Source organism: Paraburkholderia sp. J94, from assembly GCF_905220285.1.
GTDB classification, from domain to species: Bacteria; Pseudomonadota; Gammaproteobacteria; order Burkholderiales; family Burkholderiaceae; genus Paraburkholderia; species Paraburkholderia tropica_A.
On sequence record NZ_CAJMZH010000018.1, the window covers coordinates 1 to 14,304 of the forward strand.

The window sequence follows — 14,304 nt, forward strand, 5'->3', positions numbered from 1 at the left end:
AGCGCCCAGATCCGGCGCGGCGATTTTCGCCAGCGAGCCGCCGAATTTGCCTACCGCGGTACGTGCGGCCGAAACGATCACAATCTCAGTCATTTTCAGTTCCTCCGGGCGGCGCGATTCTGCGAGAGACGCCCACCCAGTCAAGTTAAAAACCCGTCATTTCCTTGCGTGCCTGCGCGCGTATCACTCGCGCTGCTGCACATACCGGCCCGGTGCGGGCTCGATCTCGGGAAACTCCGCAGAACCAGCCTGCGCACGCGGCTTGACCTTCTTGCCGCCGAACTGGTCGAGCCATTCGGCCCACGTGGGCCACCAGCTGCCTGGCTGCTCCGCGGCCTCGCCGAACCAGTCGTCCGCCTCGTCGGGCAGATGTTTGGCGTCGGTTTCGACGCTCCAGAAACTGCGCTTGTTCTTCGACGGCGGATTGATCACGCCCGCGATATGGCCCGACGCGCCCAGCACGAACTTGAGCGGCCCCGAGAGCAGCGGCACCGACGCATACGCGCTGCGCCACGGCACGATGTGATCCTCGCGCGAGCCGTAGATGAACGTCGGCACATCGATGCGCGACAGGTCCACTTCCTCGCCGCACACGGTGAGCACGCCCGGCTCGCGGAGCTTGTTTTCCAGATACGTATTGCGCAGATACCACGCGTACATCGGACCCGGCAGGCTCGTCGAGTCGCTGTTCCAGTAGAGCAGATCGAACGCGGCGGGCGTGCGGCCCTTGAGGTAGTTGTCGACGACGTAATTCCAGACGAGATCGTTCGGACGCAGGAACGAGAACGTGTTCGCGAACTCCATGCCGCGCATCAGGCCCGGCGCGCCGCCGTTCTTGCCGCCGATGGTCTGCTCGCGCATCTGCACATGCGCCTCGTCGACGAACACGTCGAGCACGCCCGTGTCGCTGAAATCCAGCATCGCGGTGAGCAGCGTCATCGACGAAACCGGATGTTCGCCGCGCGCCGCCGCGACGGCCAGCGCCGTGGCGAGCAGCGTGCCGCCCACGCAGAAACCGAGCGTGTTGATCTGCTCGCGGCCGCTGATGCTGCGCGTCGTTTCGATCGCGCGCAGCACGCCGTCTTCGATGTAGTCGTCCCAGTCCTTGTCGGCAATGGTGGCGTCGCCGTTATGCCAGGACACGAGGAACACCTGCTGCCCCTGCTCCAGCGCGTAGGCGACGAGCGAGTTCTCGGGCTGCAGGTCGAGGATGTAGAACTTGTTGATGCACGGCGGCACGATCAGCAGCGGCCGCTCGCGCACGGTGGCCGTGCGCGGCTTGTACTGGATCAGCTGGAACAGCGCGTTTTCGTAGACGACCGAGCCTTCGGTGGTCGCGAGATTGCGGCCCACCACGAAGCGCGATTCGTCGGTCTGCGAGATCTTGCCGCGCGTCATGTCGCCGAGCAGATTCATCACGCCCTGACGCAGGCTTTCGCCGTGGCTTTCGAGCAGCGCGTTCTGTGCTTCGGGGTTCAGCGCGAGGAAGTTGCTCGGCGATGCCGCCGCCGTCCATTGCTGCACGACGAAGCGGATGCGCTCGCGCGTTTTCGTGTCGGTGTCGAGCGCGTCGACGAGTTCATGCAGATAGCGCGCGTTGAGCAGATACCACGCGGCCGTGAACGCATACGCGGGCGTGGTCTTCCACGCGTCGGCGCTGAAGCGGCGGTCCTTGAGTTCGGGCGCCTTGGGCGTGGCCGCCGACGCTTCGCGCAGCAGTTCCATGGCGTCGCGCGAATACTCGGCCTGGAGATGCTGCAATCGCGTGGGTTCGATCGACGCCGAGGGCATCTTGAACGCTTCGAAGGCGCTGAACGGCGAGCCCATCGACGGGTTCATCGCAGCCGGATTGAACGCTGCGGGATTGAAGGCCGCTGGGTTGAATCCCGGCGGAGCGAACGCGGAAGGATTAAAAGCCGTGGGATTGAACGCCGCGCCGAAGGCCGCCTGAAATGGATTCGCAGCCGCGCCGTTCGCGCCCGGCTGGGCCGCCTGGCCCCACTGCTGCGCGCCCGTTTGTTGCGCAGCATTCATGGCGTTGCGCCAGGCCTGCGTCCACGCTTCGAGCATGTGCTGCATACCGGCCGCGTCCGGCGTGAAATTCGGAAAGAAAGACTGTGCACCGTCTGAAGCGCCCGCACCGGGGGTCGTCGTGGAACGTTGAGATGCCGTCATGCCTGCTTTTGACCGATGTGTCCCGAAGGACTGGTTGAGAGGCAGGTGGGCCGCGAACGCTGCGCTACTGCCATGCGCCTCGTTGCGTCCTGTCCCGCAGGTGAGGGACATTTTTGCTCCCCACCGCAAAGCGTGTCAATGCTTGTTCCCGATTTTGCCGCACTGCGATATTTTTTTTATTATCGTTTTCCCGATGTAATCCTTCGCTTAAATCGCGCGTCTAAAAAGATCGATGCGGTGCAGCACAAAAAATCGCGTGCGCGCAAGTGCTTGCGACGCGCCAGACGAATCGCCGATTCGATTCGCGACGCATGCTTCGCCCTATGGCGTCATGAACGGTGCAGCGCAGCAAAATATGCTGCGAATCAGGAGGTGAATCAGGATGCGAAGATGCGGCGAATCGTGAATGCAAAAGGGAATGCAAACGCGCGCTTCCGGGTCGATCGAACGACGATGGAAGCGCGCAGTTTGCGGGCGATGCAGGGTTAAGACGCAGGGACAAGACGCAGATACACGACGCAGATAACGACGCAAGCGATGCCTTGCGTCAGATCCGGCTCAAGGTGTGATCCAGATCAGCGCGGCCATGCGGCCCGTGACGGGTTCGCGCCGATACGAGTAGAAGCGCTCGCGATCGGTGAACGTGCACATATCGCCACCGCTCGCGTGCGCGATGCCCAGGTCGGCGAGGCGCAGGCGCGCGAGTGCAGCGAGGTTAGCGAGGAATTTGCCGGGCGCCTCGGGGCGCGGCACGAACGCGGCGGCGGTCGCCGCGCGTTGTGCGGCGTCGACAGCATCGACGTGATTCATGAACGCGTCACGCACGTCTGCCCCCACTTCGAAGGCTTGCGGACCGATCGCCGGTCCGAGATACGCGTGCAGCGCGCCCGTCTCGCAGCCGGCGAGCGCCGCGACGCGACGCGCCGTCGCTTCAATCACGCCACCCGCGAGGCCGCGCCAGCCCGCGTGCGCGGCGCCCACCGCGCGGCCTTCGGGATCGCACAGCAGCACCGGCATGCAGTCGGCGACCATCACCGTGCAGGCGATGCCGGGCTGGTCCGTCACGCTCGCATCGGCTTCGAGCGGCGTGCCCGCGCGCGCGGCGGCCAGCGCGTCCACCGCATCCACCACGCGTGGACCGTGGATCTGCTTGAGCCACGCGGCCGGGACGCCCGCGTGCGCGAGCAGGCGCGCGCGATTGGCTTCGACCTGATCGAGATCGTCGCCCGAACCGCGCCCGAGATTCATGCCGCCGGGCAGATCGACGCCTTCGCCGCCGATATCGCCCGCAACCTGCCAGCGCCCGAACGGCGGCGCGCTCACGCCGCCGTTACGCGTGGTGACGAACGCGCGCACGCGCGGCGACACGCGCCAGTCGGGATGCAGCAGATCGGCGGCGGTCAGTTCCGGGCAGGTCGTCGTCATGCGCGCTTGTCTCCTTCGCCGTGATCTTCGTGATCGCCGTCGTCTTCGTGCTCGTCATCCTCGTCGTCGTGGTCATCTGCGTAATCCTCTTCGTTACTGCCGATTACGTAGCCCTCGTCCGTGTAGGCGCTGTCGAACATGTCGTCGAAGCCGTCTTCGTCCTCTTCCGAACCGAAGCCGAGCGCCTCGATCAGCTCGTCCATATCGTCGGGCACTTCGGCGCGCCACTGCATCGCGCGACCCGTGACCGGATGGATGAGGCCGAGGCGCCACGCGTGCAGCGCCTGACGCGCGAAGCCGTTGGGCAGCGCCGCGACCGAGCGCTTGCCGCGCGCGTGGCCGTAGACCGGATCGCCGAGCAGCGGATGGCCGACCGCCGCGCAATGCACGCGGATCTGGTGCGTGCGGCCGGTTTCCAGATCGCAATGGATCGCGCTGACGGGCTGGTTATGCCAGAGCGTCTTGTCGATGCGGCGGAAATGCGTGCGCGCGGGCTTGCCCGACGCGCCCTTCACGATCGCCATGCGCGTGCGCTCGCGCGAATCGCGGCCAATCGGCGCGTCGATGGTGCCTTCGTCGGCGATATTGCCCCACACCAGCGCCAGATAGCGGCGCTTGACGGTGCGCGCCTGCAGCTGGCGCACGAGGTCGGTTTGCGCCTCGAGCGTGCGCGCGACCACCATCAGCCCGGAAGTTTCCTTGTCGAGCCGGTGCACGATGCCCGCGCGCGGCAGCCCCGCCGCCGCCTCGCCGTAGCGGTGCAGCAGGCCGTTGAGGATCGTGCCGCTCCAGTTGCCCGCCGCCGGATGGACGACGATCCCCGCGGGCTTGTTGATGACGAGAATCGCGTCATCTTCGTAAATAACTTCGAGCGGCACTGGCTCGGGCGTGAACGCGAGCTGCTCGGGCAGCAGGTCGGGCACGAGCTCGATCGTCGCGCCAAGCGGCACGGGCTGGCGCACCTTGGCCGGTTTGCCGTCGACGAGCACGCGCTGCGCCTCGATCCAGCTTTGCAGCCGGTTACGCGAAAATTCGGGGAAAACCTTGGCGAGCACCTTGTCGAGACGCTCGCCCGCAAGCTCGTCGGGCACGTCGGCGCGGCGCGCCTCCTGGTCCCGCTGCGCCTGACGCGTGCGCGGAATTCCCGCCGGAACATCGCCGGAAATAGCGCCTGAAGCGCCTTCGGAGACGTCGCCGATCAGGTCGTCGTCAAGCGCTTCATTGGCTGCTGCGGCATTGGGGTCATCGCCCAGGCTATAATCGCTGATGCTGTTTTGGGCGCCGGGAGCGCCGGCACCCGGAGTAACTGAACGGGTCATTGAGTCTGGGTCACCTGTGGACCTGAAGCTGGACTGGAAAATGCGAGCCTTGAACACGATTACGAAACTGGCCCAATATGCGGTGGCCCGGAACGCGGCACGAGCACAAACGCTCGGCAAGATTGGCAACGTCATTCGCATTGCCGCCTGCGGCGCTGCGATTGCCGCTGTCGCGGCCTGCCACGGCCTGCCGGAAAAGACCGACGAAACGGCAACGTGGAACAACAACAAATTATATACGGAGGCCCAGGACGCGCTGTCCGGCGGCGACTGGGGCAAGTGCGCGAAATACTTCGAGCAGCTTGAGGGCCGCGATCCGTTCGGCCACTTCGCCCAGCAGGCGCAGATCAACGTCGCCTATTGCAACTGGAAGGACAACGAGAACGATGCCGCCGACCAGGCGATCAATCGCTTCATCCAGCTGCACCCGGATCACCCGGACATCGCCTACGCGTACTACCTGAAGGGCATGATCCACTTCAACGACGACCTCGGTCTGTTCGGCCGCTTCTCCGGCCAGGACATGAGCGAGCGCGATCCGAAGTCGCTGCGCGAGTCGTATGACGCGTTCAAGGTGGTCGTCGACAAGTATCCGCAGAGCAAGTACGCACCCGACGCGGCGCAGCGCATGCGCTACATCGTGAACGCGCTGGCTTCGCACGAAGTGCATGCGGCCGACTACTACTATCGTCGCGGCGCCTACGTGGCGGCCATCAACCGCGCGCAGCTCGCGATCACGGAGTACAAGAGCGCCCCGGCGATCGAAGACGCGCTGCACATCATGATGCTGTCGTATCAGAAGCTCGAGCAGCCGCAAATGGCCGACGACACGCGCCGCGTGCTCGCCGCCACGTTCCCGGACAGCCCGTACGTCACGGGTCACGCGCGCCCGAGCAAGGACGCCAACAAGTCCTGGTGGCAGCTCTGGTAAGCGCTGCATCGTCGCCTGACAGAAAAAACGCCACGGTTTTCCGTGGCGTTTTTTTATGCCTTGGCGCCGCTCGCGGCGGCGCCTGCCTGGCCTGTTCGCTCAGTCGCGCTCGAACAGCGCGATCGATTCGACGTGCGAGGTGTGCGGGAACATGTTCACCACGCCTGCGCCCTTGAGGCGATAACCGGCTTCGTTGACGAGCACGCCCGCGTCGCGCGCCAGCGTCGCCGGGCTGCACGACACGTAGACGATGCGCTTGGGCAGCGGGCCGTTGCCGCTCTGCGCGATCTCGGCGAGCGCCTGCGACACCGCGAGCGCGCCTTCGCGCGGCGGATCGACCAGATATTTGTCGAAGTGACCGAGTGCGCGGATGTCGTCGGCGGTGACTTCGAACAGGTTGCGGCAGGCGAACGACGTATGGCCGTCCACGCCGTTGGCGCGCGCATTTTCGAGCGCGCGCGTCGTCAGCTGTTCGCTGCCCTCGATGCCGACCACCTCGCGCGACAGGCGCGCCAGCGGCAGCGTGAAGTTACCGATGCCGCAGAACAAATCGAGCACGCGGTCGCCCGGTTCGGGCGCGAGCAGACGCAGCGCGCGGCCCACGAGCACGCGGTTGATCTGATGATTGACCTGCGTGAAGTCGGTCGGCTTGAACGGCATGCGGATGCCGAATTCCGGCAGCGTGTAGTCGAGCGGCGTGTCGAGCGGATAGAACGGGAACACCGTTTCCGGGCCCTTCGGCTGCAGCCAGAACTGCACGTTGTGCTCGTCGGCGAACGCGCGCAGCAGATCTTCGTCGGCGGCCGTGATCGGCTCCAGGATGCGCAGCACGAGCGCCGTCACGCTCGAACCGACGGCCAGCTCGATCTGCGGCATGCGATCGCGGATCGACAGCCCTTCCACCAGCTTGCGCAGCGGCACCAGCATCGCCGAAACGTGCTGCGGCAACACTTCGCAGCTCGTCATGTCGGCCACATAGCTGCTCTTGCGCTCGTGGAACCCCACCAGCACGCCGCCCTTCTTCGGCACATTGCGCACGGTCAGGCGCGCGCGATAGCGATAGCCCCAGGACGGTCCGTGGATCGGGCGGAACATGGTCTCCGAACGCACCTTCGACAGGTGCTGGAGATTGTCTTCGAGCACGCGTTGCTTGACGGCGATCTGGGCGCGCACGTCCAGATGCTGCATCGAGCAGCCGCCGCACTTGCCGAAGAACGGGCATTGCGGCTTGGTGCGAATCACGCTTTCACGCAGCACGCTCACGACTTCCGCCTGCTCGAACGTCGGCTTCTTGCGATAGCTCAGATAAGTGACGCGCTCGCCCGGCAGCGCGCCCTCGACGAAGATCACCTTGCCCGGCTCGCCCGATTCGGTGACGGTGCGGCCCACGCCGCGCGCCTCAATGTCGAGCGACTCGATTTCGAGAATTGGGGCATCAGCGACCGAGGCTTCCACGGCGGCGCGCTTTTCGGCGCGGCGTTCGCGCTTGCTGCGCTTCTTCGAGGGCGCGATGGGGATCGCGCCGGCTTGCGCGGGCTCGGCGTGGAGCGTTTCGGCTTGGGGGTCGGGGGCAGCTTGGGACACCAGCGGATTCCTGACAGACAGTGGGGGGTGGATTTTTTAGGCGAAGGCGAGATTGTAGTCGATTCGGCGGCGGCGGCCTCATGCGCGCCGTCGCAGGATGCGCACTGGCCGCTCAATTCGTCGACGCGGACGGCCTGTCGGACCGTCTGATATTGGGCCCTAGCGCTTTCAGACTTGTCTGATCCTCGTGCATGACGCCCGTCAGTACGATGGTTCTTGCGATGTGCCAGCGCCATCGGCACGAAGGACCCGACATCATGAACACGCTCATTTCCACCCCTGGTTTTGCGATCCCGCTCGCCTTGTTGTGTGTGGCGGTCACCTGTCTCGCGCCGCTGATCGACGCGTTGCCAACCGGCGCGTCGGCGGGCAGCGCCGCGCGCAGGCGCTCTTACTGCTTCGCGGCAGCCATCCTCGGCACGCCGGTGTTCGTGATCGGCGTGATCTGGCTGGCCGTGCATCTGCTGCTCGACTAGCGTCGCGCGCCCGCACCCGCGCCCAGCCTGCTTGTCCGCGCTCACACACGGCAGTTCGGATTCCCGATCAGATCGCCCGATCGCTTTCGGACTCTTCTGATGGAAACGGCACCGCGCTCGGCGTACTCGTTGCACTCCCCATCAAAATTTTCGACATCGCCATGAAAACCCTGCTTTGCTGCACACTCGGCGCGGCCGCGCTGACGCTCGCCGCCTGCTCCGCCCCGACCGCCAAACCGGAAACCGTCATGTCGCTGGTGGCGCCCGGCATGACGCAGAACGACGTCATCAAGCGCGTCGGCCCGCCCGACCGCTTCTACGGCGAAAGCGGCAACGAATGCTTCCAGTATGCGCTCGGAAAATACGGCGACGTGCCGTTCGCGATCTACTTCAAGCGCCAGACGGTGATCGCCACCGCGCGCGCAGCCTGCAATCCGGCACTGGTCCGCGCGAGCGCGGGGCCGGCCGTGGCCTGGCATTCGGCCGACTACAGCGTGACGCGCCGCTGATCCGCACCAGGCGGGCGTGGTTCCTGCGCGGCTTCCCGCGCGATACTGTCTCGATCCGGTCATCGCGCAATCTCGGGAGCCCGTCATGAAACTCGTGAGCTGGAACGTGCAATGGGGCCGCGACGCGTCGGGCATTGTCGATCTCGCGCGCACCGTGCGCGAAGCGCGGCGTCTCGCCGACTTCGACGTGCTGTGCCTGCAGGAAATCACGCGCGGCTTTCACGCGCTGCCGGGCGGTCCCGGCGACGATCAATTCGCGGAACTCGCCGCGCTGCTGCCGGGCTTTACGGTGATCGAGGCGATTGGCGCCGATCTGCCCCCCGCTTCTGGCCAAGCCAGCGCGCCTCGCCGGCAGTTCGGCAATGCGCTCGCAACGCGGCTGCCCGTCGCGCAGGTGTTTCGCCACTTGCTGCCCTGGCCCGCCGACGAGGCCGCGCCCTCGATGCAGCGCGTGGCGCTCGAAGCGGTCATCGACGTCTCGGGCGCGACAACCGAAGGCGGCGCGCTGCGCGTGCTCGTCACGCATCTGGAGTTTTATTCGGAGCGCCAACGGCTCGCCCAGGTGGACGAATTGCGTCGCCTGCAACAGGAAGCCGCCGGGCACGCGGCGCAGCCCGCGCCCGCCGAAAACGCCGAGGGCCCGTTCGCGCGCCCAGCGCGGCCCGCGAGTGCGATCGTCTGCGGCGATTTCAACAGTGCGTGGAACAGCGCCGCCTATCGGCGCATGCTGGAGGCGATCGACGATAGCCCGTCGTTCGTCGACGCCTGGACCGCGCTGCATCCCGGCGCGACGCCGCCGCCCACGGCGGGCGTCTACGACACGCAGCAATGGTCGGACGGGCCAATCAGCTGCGATTTCGTGTTCGTCACGGAGGATTTGAGCGCGCGGCTCACGCGCTGCGAGTTCGACGGCGCGACGCGCGCGTCGGACCATCAGCCGGTCGTGCTCGAAATCGACTGATCCCGAGCCGGAAAGCGCGGCGTCACGCGCCGCGCTGGCTCATTCGGCGTCGCCGAACGCCTTCAGATATTCGTCCCAGTGCGGCGCCGTTTCGGCCGCGAGCGACTGCTTCACGAAGGTAATCTCGTCCGCGTATTCGCGTTCGCTGAAGCCACCGCGCATCATCTGGAAGCGGCAATAGAGCAGATACGTGTTGACCACGTCCGTCTCGCAGTAATTGCGGATTTCCTCGATCTGGCCAGCCTGGAACGCCGTCCACACCTGGCCGCCGTCCATGCCGAGCTTGCCCGGAAAGCCGCACAGCTTCGCGAGCGCATCGAGCGGCGCGTTGGCGCGCGCCTGATACATCGCGAGCAGGTCCATCAGGTCGGTGTGGCGCGAGTGATAGCGGCTGATGTAGTTGTTCCACTTGAACTCGCGGTCCGCGTCGCCCATTTCCCAGTAGCGCACCGCGCGGATGCCGTGCACCAGCGCGCGGTAATGCAGCACGGGCAGGTCGAAGCCGCCGCCGTTCCACGACACCAGTTGCGGCGAATACTTTTCGATGGTGCGGTAGAACGAGTCGATCAGCTTCGCTTCGCCGTCGCCGGGCGTGCCGAGCGAGCGCACGCGAAAGCCCTGGCCGTCGCGGAACACGCAGGAAATCGCGGCCACGCGTTGCAGATGATGCGGCAGGAAATCGCTGCCGGTTTTCTCGCGGCGCGCGGCGAACGCGTGTTCGGCGACTTCGGTGTCGCTGAGCGTGGCGGGCAGATCGTCGAGACGGCGAATGCCGTCCACATCGGGAATGGTCTCGATGTCGAATACGAGTACAGGTGTCATACCGGATGACGGCGCGGATCGGCCGCGCCGGATGAGTTGTTCTTAGAGGACGGCGTCCTTGCGTACGCCGTTCGATGCGAAAAAGCGTTTGAGGCGCACCAGCGCCTCCTGCTGGATCTGCCGCACGCGTTCGCGCGTGAGGCCCATTTCGTCGGCCAGTTCTTCGAGTGTGGCCGGTTCGATATGGTTCAGGCCGAAGCGCCGTTCGATGACATGCCGATGCTTGTCCGACAGACGGCCGAGCCACGCACGCGTGAGCGTCTCCAGTTCGCGGTGCTGCACCTCGGCGTCGGGCGACTGGCTCTGGTCGTCGGACAGCAGGTCGAGCAGGCTGCTCGCGGGGTCGAGATCGAGCGGCGCGTCGAGCGAGGCCGTGTGCTCGTTGAGCGCGAGGATGTCGGTGACTTCCTCGGTGGTCTTGCCGGTGAGATAGGCGATGTCGTCGATGCTCGCGTCGCGCCGGTCCGACGCCGCGTTGGCGTTCAGCGAATTCTTCTCAAGATGGCGCTTGGCGCGCAGCACCTGATTGAGTTCGCGGATCACATGCACCGGCAGGCGCACCGTGCGCGCCTGGTTCATGATCGCGCGTTCGATGCTCTGACGGATCCACCAGGTGGCGTAGGTAGAAAACCGGAAGCCGCGCGTAGGATCGAACTTCTCGATCGCGTGCATGAGTCCGAGATTGCCTTCCTCGATGAGATCGAGCAAAGGCACGCCGCGATTCAGATAGCCCTTCGCGATGCTGACGACGAGGCGCAAATTGCGCTCGATCATCACCTGACGCGCCTCGAACTCGCCTGCCTTGGCGAGACGCGAGTAGCGCTGCTCCTCCTCGACGGTGAGCAGCGGCTTGACGCTGATCCGGTTCAGATAATGCTGGATGGTGTCGGCCGTGAGTTCGGCCTGCAGGATCGCGCGGAAATCGTCGGCGTCCGAGGGCGCTGCGCCCTCTTCGCCTTCGCGGCTGCCGCTCTCTTCCGAGCCCGATTCACGCTCCTCGCGTTCCTCGCGCTCCTCGAGATCGCGCTCCTCGTCGTCGGCCGCCTGCGCGCCGTCCTCCACCGAAACCTGGGCGGCTTGACTGTCAGACTCGGCTTGCTGCAGACGGCGCTTCGATTTCGGCATGGTCGGCTCGCTTTATTGCGGCGGCAAGTACTTCAGTGGGTCGACGGGCTTGCCCTGACGGCGTACTTCGAAATGCAGCATCACGCGATCGGAGTCAGTATTGCCCATTTCGGCAATTTTCTGGCCCTTCGTGACCGCATCGCCCTCTTTTACCATCAAAGCCCGGTTGTGTGCGTACGCTGTCAAAAACGTGGCGTCATGCTTGATGATAATGAGATTGCCGTAACCGCGCAGCCCATTTCCGGCATAAACCACGCGGCCATCACCTGCCGCCTTGACCGGATCGCCCGCCGCGCCGCCGATATTGACGCCCTTGTTCTTCGAATCGTCGAAGCCGTTGAGCACCGGACCGCGCGCCGGCCATGCGAGCGCAATGCTGCCGCCCGGCGCCGCGGCCATGTCGCCCGTGCTGGCAGCGGGCGGCACAGCGGCTTGCGGCGCCGACGTGGCGTTCGCACCCGAGCCGATCATCGGCGGCATCGCAGCCTGCGAGCCCGGCTGCGGCGAAGCAGCCATGCCCGGCACCGGCGCGGTGACGACGCCCGGCGTGTAGGCCGCGGCGTTGCTCGCACCCGGCGGCACGACACGCAGCAACTGATCCACCTCAATCTGGTTCGGATTGGTGAGGTTGTTCCACGTGGCGATGTCGCGATAGTTCTGACCGTTTTCGAGCGCAATCCTATAGAGAGTATCGCCCGGCTTCACCCGGTAATATCCCGGAGGCGGCGGCCCGAGCGGCACCGGCGGCTGCGCGCCGGCCGTGCCAAGCGGTGCGGTGCGGTCCACGACGGGCGCGTTGTCGAGACGCGTCGCGCAGGCCGTCAGGAGACAGAGCGCGATGACCGAGGCACTGCGTTGGGCCGCGGTCAGGTCGATATTCAAGCGTTTTCTTTGCATCGCGCGCAACATACTCATCGGTTTCAGATCACTCCGGATTTTAAAGGGACAAAGAAAACGCGATCAAGCCGCGACTCCCGCCACTGCGCCGGGCCCGTGCGCTCGACGAGCGTGAGCACCTGGGTCGCCTCGCCCTGCTCAGCGACCGGCGCCACGAGCCGCCCGCCGATGGCGAGCTGCTCGAGCAGCGCCTGCGGCACGTCGAAGCCCGCGGCGGCGATCACCACCGCATCGAACGGCGCCGCCGACGGCAAACCGAGCCGTCCGTCGCCGTAATGCAGGCGGATGTTCGGGATGCGCAGCGGACGCAAATTCGTCTTCGCGCGCTCGTATAACGGCTTGATGCGTTCAATCGAATACACATCGCGTGCGATCCGGCTCAAGACCGCGGCCTGATAGCCGCAGCCGGTGCCGATTTCGAGCACGCGGTCGAGCTCCCGGCCCGCGCCCGCGAGTTCCAGCATGCGGGCGACGACCGAAGGCTTCGAGATGGTCTGGTGATGGCCGATCGGCAGCGCCGCATCTTCGTAGGCCTGAGCCGCGAGGCCCGGATCGACGAACATGTGGCGCGGCACGGCCGCGAGCGCCTGGATCACGCGCGGATCGGTCACGCCATTGGCACGCAGGCGTTCGACCATGCGTTCGCGCACCCGTTCCGAAGTCAGCGCGAGCGCGCCGTTGAGCGCGACGCCTGGCGCGCCCGCACTGGGCGTCACGTGGGTGCGCACGGGCGCGGCCGTATGCGGCTGCGAGGGCCGCGCGGACGGCGAGCTTGCCCCCGAAAACGATTGCGCGGAACGCCCGGCGAGATCGGCGCGCGGCTTGGCCGATGCGCCGCTCAACGAACCGCCCGCCGACTTGCCGGATGGATTACCAAGCGGATTGCCGGACAGCTGGCCGGGATGCGAGGACTTGCGCGCGGGCGAGGCCGCGCTATGCGTGGCGCCCGGCGCCTTGGCGGCCTTGACGCCGCCCGATCCCGCGATGCCGCCGATGCCCGGCGTACCCGACGCACCCGGCACGCGCGCGCCGAGCGGCGCAGGCTTCGCGGCGCTGCTTTTCGCCACGCCGGGTTTGCTCGGGCTCGCAAGAGAACCGCGCGCGTCGTCGCGACGGCGCGGCTCGCGCACCAGATCCGCGAGGCCCAGCGGGAAACGCTTCGTGCGCTCGCCCGTCATGAAGCGCCGCCGCCCTGGCGCACCCAGTCGTGCGTCGCCGGCAACAATTGCGTATGCGTGAGGTCGAGTTGCAGCGGCGTGATCGACACGTGGCCGTTCGCGACTGCGTGGAAGTCCGTGCCCTCGCTCGCGTCGCGCGCGCTGCCCGACGGGCCGATCCAGTAGATCGGCTCGCCGCGCGGATTGGTTTCGCGGATCACAGGCTGCGAGGGATGGCGCTTGCCGAGGCGCGTGACGCGCCAGTCGCCGAGTGCCTCGTACGGCAGGTTCGGAATGTTGACGTTCAGCAGCGGGCTGCCCGGCAACGGGTGTTCGAGGTAATGCTTGACGATGTCGGCGGCGACGCGCGCGGCGGAATCGAGATGGACCCAGTCCTTGTCGACGAGCGAGAACGCGATGGCGGGCACGCCGAACATGATGCCCTCGGTGGCCGCCGCGACCGTGCCCGAATAGAGCGTGTCTTCGCCCATGTTCTGGCCGTTGTTGATGCCGGACACGACGAGATCGGGCTTGTGGTCGAGCATGCCCGTGAGCGCGATATGCACGGAGTCGGTAGGCGTGCCGTTGACGTAATAGAAGCCCGTCGTGGCCGAGCGCAACACCGAAAGCGGGCGCCACAGCGTGAGCGAGTTCGAAGCGGCGCTGCAGTTCTGCTCGGGCGCCATCACCGTGACTTCGCCGAGCGGCTTGAGCGCTTCGTAAAGCGCGGCAAGGCCGGGGGCGAGGTAACCGTCGTCGTTGCTGATCAGGATTCGCATCAGCCGATTGTAACCGAGGAAAGAAGGCAGGCGAACGACAGGCGGGGGCCTGCTGCATCGCCGCTTACGACTTCGCGCGCGGCGCATTCCTACTATCGCTTTCATGAAATCGCAGGGCCATTTTCTTCATCTCGGCGCGCGCGA

14 protein-coding genes are annotated in these 14,304 nt (G+C 66.1%); 5 read left to right on the forward strand and 9 right to left on the reverse strand.

Features of this window, described 5'->3' with window-relative positions; all coding sequences use genetic code 11:
• Window positions 1-183: 183 nt before the first annotated feature.
• A complete protein-coding gene (gene phaC, locus U4Y88_RS30850) occupies window positions 184-2,175 on the reverse strand; it encodes a class I poly(R)-hydroxyalkanoic acid synthase (protein ID WP_224007446.1) in 1,992 nt (663 codons plus the stop codon).
• 138 nt (window positions 2,176-2,313) lie between these two features.
• Here phaC and U4Y88_RS30855 point away from each other — a divergent pair, with 138 nt between their 5' ends.
• Window positions 2,314-2,664: a hypothetical protein gene (locus tag U4Y88_RS30855; RefSeq protein ID WP_321788620.1), complete on the forward strand. Its 351-nt coding sequence runs from the start codon at window positions 2,314-2,316 to the stop codon at window positions 2,662-2,664.
• A gap of 69 nt (window positions 2,665-2,733) precedes the next feature.
• Here the strand turns inward: U4Y88_RS30855 and pgeF are convergent, their stop codons facing one another.
• Both pgeF and U4Y88_RS30865 read right to left on the reverse strand, forming a co-directional pair.
• Complete coding sequence (gene pgeF, locus U4Y88_RS30860) at window positions 2,734-3,600, reverse strand: peptidoglycan editing factor PgeF (RefSeq protein WP_321788621.1); 867 nt, start codon at window positions 3,598-3,600, stop codon at window positions 2,734-2,736.
• Window positions 3,597-4,919: an RluA family pseudouridine synthase gene (locus U4Y88_RS30865; RefSeq protein WP_310631421.1), complete on the reverse strand. Its 1,323-nt coding sequence runs from the start codon at window positions 4,917-4,919 to the stop codon at window positions 3,597-3,599. Before U4Y88_RS30865 ends, pgeF begins: the two co-directional genes overlap by 4 nt.
• Window positions 4,920-4,959: 40 nt before the next feature.
• Between U4Y88_RS30865 and U4Y88_RS30870 the strand changes: the two genes are divergently transcribed.
• On the forward strand, window positions 4,960-5,850 hold the full coding sequence (locus U4Y88_RS30870; RefSeq protein WP_224007433.1) for an outer membrane protein assembly factor BamD: 891 nt from the start codon (window positions 4,960-4,962) through the stop codon (window positions 5,848-5,850).
• A 99-nt stretch (window positions 5,851-5,949) separates the two neighbouring features.
• Here U4Y88_RS30870 and rlmD read toward each other — a convergent pair whose 3' ends face one another.
• Window positions 5,950-7,305, reverse strand: a complete 1,356-nt coding sequence (gene rlmD, locus U4Y88_RS30875) for a 23S rRNA (uracil(1939)-C(5))-methyltransferase RlmD (RefSeq protein WP_321788736.1) — start codon at window positions 7,303-7,305, stop codon at window positions 5,950-5,952.
• A 386-nt stretch (window positions 7,306-7,691) separates the two neighbouring features.
• Here rlmD and U4Y88_RS30880 point away from each other — a divergent pair, with 386 nt between their 5' ends.
• The 3 genes from U4Y88_RS30880 to U4Y88_RS30890 all read left to right on the forward strand — a co-directional run bounded on the left by U4Y88_RS30880 (window position 7,692) and on the right by U4Y88_RS30890 (window position 9,380).
• The gene (locus U4Y88_RS30880) at window positions 7,692-7,910 is read left to right on the forward strand and encodes a hypothetical protein (protein WP_321788623.1); all 219 of its coding nucleotides are present in this window, start codon (window positions 7,692-7,694) and stop codon (window positions 7,908-7,910) included.
• Window positions 7,911-8,071: 161 nt separating this feature from the next.
• Window positions 8,072-8,419 (forward strand): hypothetical protein, encoded by a 348-nt coding sequence (locus tag U4Y88_RS30885; RefSeq protein WP_224007415.1) that lies wholly within the window; start codon window positions 8,072-8,074, stop codon window positions 8,417-8,419.
• Between the two features lie 85 nt (window positions 8,420-8,504).
• Window positions 8,505-9,380, forward strand: a complete 876-nt coding sequence (locus tag U4Y88_RS30890) for an endonuclease/exonuclease/phosphatase family protein (protein ID WP_321788625.1) — start codon at window positions 8,505-8,507, stop codon at window positions 9,378-9,380.
• Window positions 9,381-9,419: 39 nt separating this feature from the next.
• Here U4Y88_RS30890 and U4Y88_RS30895 read toward each other — a convergent pair whose 3' ends face one another.
• Genes U4Y88_RS30895 through surE form a run of 5 tightly spaced genes read right to left on the reverse strand, consistent with a single transcriptional unit; the run spans window position 9,420 to window position 14,160 of the window.
• A complete protein-coding gene (locus U4Y88_RS30895; RefSeq protein ID WP_321788627.1) occupies window positions 9,420-10,202 on the reverse strand; it encodes a 3'-5' exonuclease in 783 nt (260 codons plus the stop codon).
• 42 nt (window positions 10,203-10,244) lie between these two features.
• Window positions 10,245-11,327: an RNA polymerase sigma factor RpoS gene (rpoS, locus tag U4Y88_RS30900; RefSeq protein WP_224007407.1), complete on the reverse strand. Its 1,083-nt coding sequence runs from the start codon at window positions 11,325-11,327 to the stop codon at window positions 10,245-10,247.
• Between the two features lie 12 nt (window positions 11,328-11,339).
• Window positions 11,340-12,242, reverse strand: a complete 903-nt coding sequence (locus tag U4Y88_RS30905; protein WP_224007404.1) for a peptidoglycan DD-metalloendopeptidase family protein — start codon at window positions 12,240-12,242, stop codon at window positions 11,340-11,342.
• Between the two features lie 5 nt (window positions 12,243-12,247).
• Window positions 12,248-13,402 (reverse strand): protein-L-isoaspartate(D-aspartate) O-methyltransferase, encoded by a 1,155-nt coding sequence (locus U4Y88_RS30910; protein ID WP_321788628.1) that lies wholly within the window; start codon window positions 13,400-13,402, stop codon window positions 12,248-12,250.
• Window positions 13,399-14,160, reverse strand: a complete 762-nt coding sequence (surE, locus tag U4Y88_RS30915; protein ID WP_310631414.1) for a 5'/3'-nucleotidase SurE — start codon at window positions 14,158-14,160, stop codon at window positions 13,399-13,401. Before surE ends, U4Y88_RS30910 begins: the two co-directional genes overlap by 4 nt.
• Window positions 14,161-14,304: the final 144 nt, after the last annotated feature.

Excerpts from the sequence above, each read along its gene's own strand:
- phaC (WP_224007446.1), bottom strand. The coding sequence starts at position 2,175 with ATGACGGCATCTCAACGTTCCACGACGACCCCCGGTGCGGGCGCTTCA.
- U4Y88_RS30855 (WP_321788620.1), top strand. The coding sequence starts at position 2,314 with ATGCTTGTTCCCGATTTTGCCGCACTGCGATATTTTTTTTATTATCGT.
- pgeF (WP_321788621.1), bottom strand. The coding sequence starts at position 3,600 with ATGACGACGACCTGCCCGGAACTGACCGCCGCCGATCTGCTGCATCCC.
- U4Y88_RS30865 (WP_310631421.1), bottom strand. The coding sequence starts at position 4,919 with ATGACCCGTTCAGTTACTCCGGGTGCCGGCGCTCCCGGCGCCCAAAAC.
- U4Y88_RS30870 (WP_224007433.1), top strand. The coding sequence starts at position 4,960 with ATGCGAGCCTTGAACACGATTACGAAACTGGCCCAATATGCGGTGGCC.
- U4Y88_RS30880 (WP_321788623.1), top strand. The coding sequence starts at position 7,692 with ATGAACACGCTCATTTCCACCCCTGGTTTTGCGATCCCGCTCGCCTTG.
- U4Y88_RS30885 (WP_224007415.1), top strand. The coding sequence starts at position 8,072 with ATGAAAACCCTGCTTTGCTGCACACTCGGCGCGGCCGCGCTGACGCTC.
- U4Y88_RS30890 (WP_321788625.1), top strand. The coding sequence starts at position 8,505 with ATGAAACTCGTGAGCTGGAACGTGCAATGGGGCCGCGACGCGTCGGGC.
- U4Y88_RS30895 (WP_321788627.1), bottom strand. The coding sequence starts at position 10,202 with ATGACACCTGTACTCGTATTCGACATCGAGACCATTCCCGATGTGGAC.
- rpoS (WP_224007407.1), bottom strand. The coding sequence starts at position 11,327 with ATGCCGAAATCGAAGCGCCGTCTGCAGCAAGCCGAGTCTGACAGTCAA.
- U4Y88_RS30905 (WP_224007404.1), bottom strand. The coding sequence starts at position 12,242 with ATGAGTATGTTGCGCGCGATGCAAAGAAAACGCTTGAATATCGACCTG.
- U4Y88_RS30910 (WP_321788628.1), bottom strand. The coding sequence starts at position 13,402 with ATGACGGGCGAGCGCACGAAGCGTTTCCCGCTGGGCCTCGCGGATCTG.
- surE (WP_310631414.1), bottom strand. The coding sequence starts at position 14,160 with ATGCGAATCCTGATCAGCAACGACGACGGTTACCTCGCCCCCGGCCTT.